This window comes from Intrasporangium calvum, from assembly GCF_028446585.1.
Classification (GTDB): Bacteria; Actinomycetota; Actinomycetes; order Actinomycetales; family Dermatophilaceae; genus Intrasporangium; species Intrasporangium calvum_A.
The window spans coordinates 1-2801 of record NZ_JAPFQL010000150.1; the positions used below are offsets into that span (position 1 = coordinate 1).

3 protein-coding genes are annotated in these 2801 nt (G+C 67.4%); 1 reads left to right on the top strand and 2 read right to left on the bottom strand.

What is annotated here, in order from left to right; all coding sequences use genetic code 11:
- Window positions 1-395 precede the first annotated feature (395 nt).
- Both OO014_RS19165 and OO014_RS19170 read right to left on the bottom strand, forming a co-directional pair.
- The gene (locus tag OO014_RS19165; protein ID WP_272463927.1) at window positions 396-803 is read right to left on the bottom strand and encodes a DUF4265 domain-containing protein; all 408 of its coding nucleotides are present in this window, start codon (window positions 801-803) and stop codon (window positions 396-398) included.
- Window positions 804-857: 54 nt separating this feature from the next.
- Window positions 858-2102 (bottom strand): IS110 family transposase, encoded by a 1245-nt coding sequence (locus OO014_RS19170; protein ID WP_272463928.1) that lies wholly within the window; start codon window positions 2100-2102, stop codon window positions 858-860.
- A gap of 247 nt (window positions 2103-2349) precedes the next feature.
- On the opposite strand from OO014_RS19170, the gene OO014_RS19175 reads away from it, so the two are divergent.
- Window positions 2350-2801 (top strand): transposase (locus tag OO014_RS19175; RefSeq protein ID WP_272463929.1); only part of this gene is annotated, 452 nt, incomplete at its 3' end.

Below are 2801 nucleotides of genomic sequence, written 5' to 3' on the forward strand. Positions count from 1 at the left end.
AGGAGCCCGACCGACATCCCGGACACGAGCCGCAGCCATACGACGACAGGACGCACGCACCTGATGATGCCAGTGGTCCTACCCGGAAGCGTCGGGGCCGGCGTACAGAGCCGAACGGACGCGGGCCCAGTGCCGCCCAGATGCGGCATTGCATCCGATATCGGAGGAAGAAGCGCCCTACGGGCACGCAGTTGACAGGGAGCCTTTGTAACTCGTCGCCGCTCCGGGAATGGAACTCTCCCAGCGCCTTTCCCCCTGTACGACGAGGACGTCAACAACGGCAAGGCGCAGGCGGCCATCAAGTAAGTTGCGACCCCGGCTGCACACAGCAGGTTGTGCGAGAAGGCCGCTGGTCGACAGGCGGCGGTGTGACGCGCGCTCAGCTTCGTGGATGGCTAGTTTCGATCGGCGTCGGGCAGAGCTCGCCACTCGTCGTTGACAGCACCCTCCTCCCAGTGCCACAACCCGTCAGCCTCGCCGGAAACGATCAAGGCCTTCACGGCGGCCAGGTCGGCACCCCTAGGGACGTCGAGGGCCACCAGTCCCCATTGCGGTGCGCCCTCGCCGGAAACCCCAACGGACTCGAACATCTCCAGGGCAGTAGCCAGGTTCCCGCGGAGCGGGCCCTCCCGGCGAACGATGAGCCGGAGCGTCAGATTGCCCTCGTCCTTCACAGAAACCACGGTCAGCACGCCGTCCTTCTCCGGCACGGCCTGAACCAGGTCACCACAAGCAGCGCCCCGAACGAAGAACGGGACGTTCTCCAGGCGGTAGACCTCCTCCTCGACATGCACCGCCCACATTGACTCGCCACCCACTGGCGGCCAGCCGTCCGGGAGTGATGCTCCTATTGCGTGTCAAGCGGCGTTGAGCCAGGCGCGGTAGCGGGTGGCGAGTTCTTCGTTGGGGCGTCGTCCGAGCTCGAGCTCGCCGATTCTGGCTGGCCATACGCCGAGGTGTTCGGCGGCCGCGGTCAGGGTCAGGTTCTTGGCTCGGCGGGCGGGGCGCAGGTCGGAGTAGTCGGGCGCCGTGGCGTGTCCGGCCAGGGCGTGGAAGATCTCGCGGGCGACGGCGCGTTTGAGCGCGCGGAAGACCTCTCGCTTGGTCCAGCCCTTGTCCAGGCGGGTGTCGCGGTAATCGCGGGTGGCCGGGTCGTAGGACATGCGGACCTTGACGATGTGGTGCAGGGCCGCGTTGGCTTGTCGGTCGCCGCCGCGGCAGAGCCGGTGCCGGCTGGTCTTTCCGGAGGAGACCGGGATCGGGGCGGTGCCGCACAGGGCAGCGAAGGAGGCCGACGAGCGCAGCCGGTCCGGGTTGTCGCCGGCGGTGACCAGCAGTTGTGCTCCGACGGCGGGTCCGACGCCCTTGATGGCCATGAGGGCAGGGTTGGCGCGGGTGGCTCGGGCCAGCATCCGCTGCTCGAGGTCATCGATCTCGCCCTGGAGCGCGCGGTGGCGTCGGGCGAGGGTACGCAGCGCGAACATGGTGTCAGCGGCGTCGGGGTCCTGCATCTGTTCCGGTCGGCAATCGTGAAGAACAGCAAGGAGTTTGGCTTCGGGAAGGTCGCGGTAACGGTCGCGCAGGGCAGGGCTGGTGTTGACCAGCAGGGCGCCGATCTGACGCCGCGTGGCCTGTTGCGCCTTGACCGCGGAGCGCCGCGCGACGGTCAACGCGCGCAGCGGTTCGATGGTGGGGCTCTTCGGGTCGGTGCTGGCCTCCCCGGACAGGACGCAGCGGGCAGCTCGGTAGGCGTCCAAGGGGTCGGTCTTGCCCTGTTTGCGTTTCTCCGCTGGGCGGGTGCGGTTGACCTCGACGACCGACAGACCGGCCGCGAGCAGCTCGGTGGTGATACCGACGCCGTAGCTGGAGGTGCCCTCGACCCCGACCGCGACCAGTGGGCCGTGCTCGATCAGCCAGGCGACCGCGCGCCGGTACCCGGACACCGTGGTGGGGAACTCACGATCCCCGACCGGCTGCCCGGACTCGGTGATCACGGCGACATGGATGGTGTCCTTGTGCGAGTCAACCCCACCCAGACGATGCTGCTGATGCTCCCGGTTTGTGATGATGGTCTTGCCCTTCCGATTCCGATGGGTCGGCACCGGCCGGGTCGGTCAGACAGGACTTACACCAGATCCCGTGCGATGGGGTCAGGCTCGTATTAGGTCATGACCCGACCGGCCGGTGCCGCTACGCGAGGGCCGGACGGATCAGTCCATCGGCAATCCAGCAGGACACCAGTCAGATGTTGGGTCACGACCCTCGCGCAGCCATACCAGCATGTAAGTCCGTTGAATGGTGTTTCTGGCCGACACGCCGACGTGGTCGGCGAGGAAGGCTGGTCACCTGATGACCGAGACACTCGAGGGCATGAGCTCGATGCCCAAGCAAGCGGTGAAGGCCGCCAAGCCTGGTGAGGCTGAACGGGCTGCGGTGCGTGAGCTGGTTAAGGCCGCTCGCGCCAGGGGTGAGGACCTGACCGGCCCGGAGGGGCTGCTCAAGTCGATCACCAAGCAGGTGCTGGAGGCGGCTCTGCAGGAGGAGATGACCGAGCACCTGGGCCATGAGAAGCACGGCACTCCGGCAGGGGGCGACGGCAACATCCGCAACGGCACCAGGCCCAAGACGGTGCTCACCGACGCCGCTGGCGAAGTGACGATCGAGGTCCCGCGGGACCGGGCCGGCACGTTCGAACCGGTGATCGTGGCCAAGCGGCAGCGCCGCCTGACCGATGTCGACGCGATCGCGATCTCGTTGTACGCCAAGGGTTTGACCACCGGAGAGATCTCCGCCCACTTCAA

Bases quoted from the DNA above. Each gene is read 5' to 3' on its own strand.
- OO014_RS19165 (WP_272463927.1), bottom strand. From the start codon at position 803: ATGTGGGCGGTGCATGTCGAGGAGGAGGTCTACCGCCTGGAGAACGTC.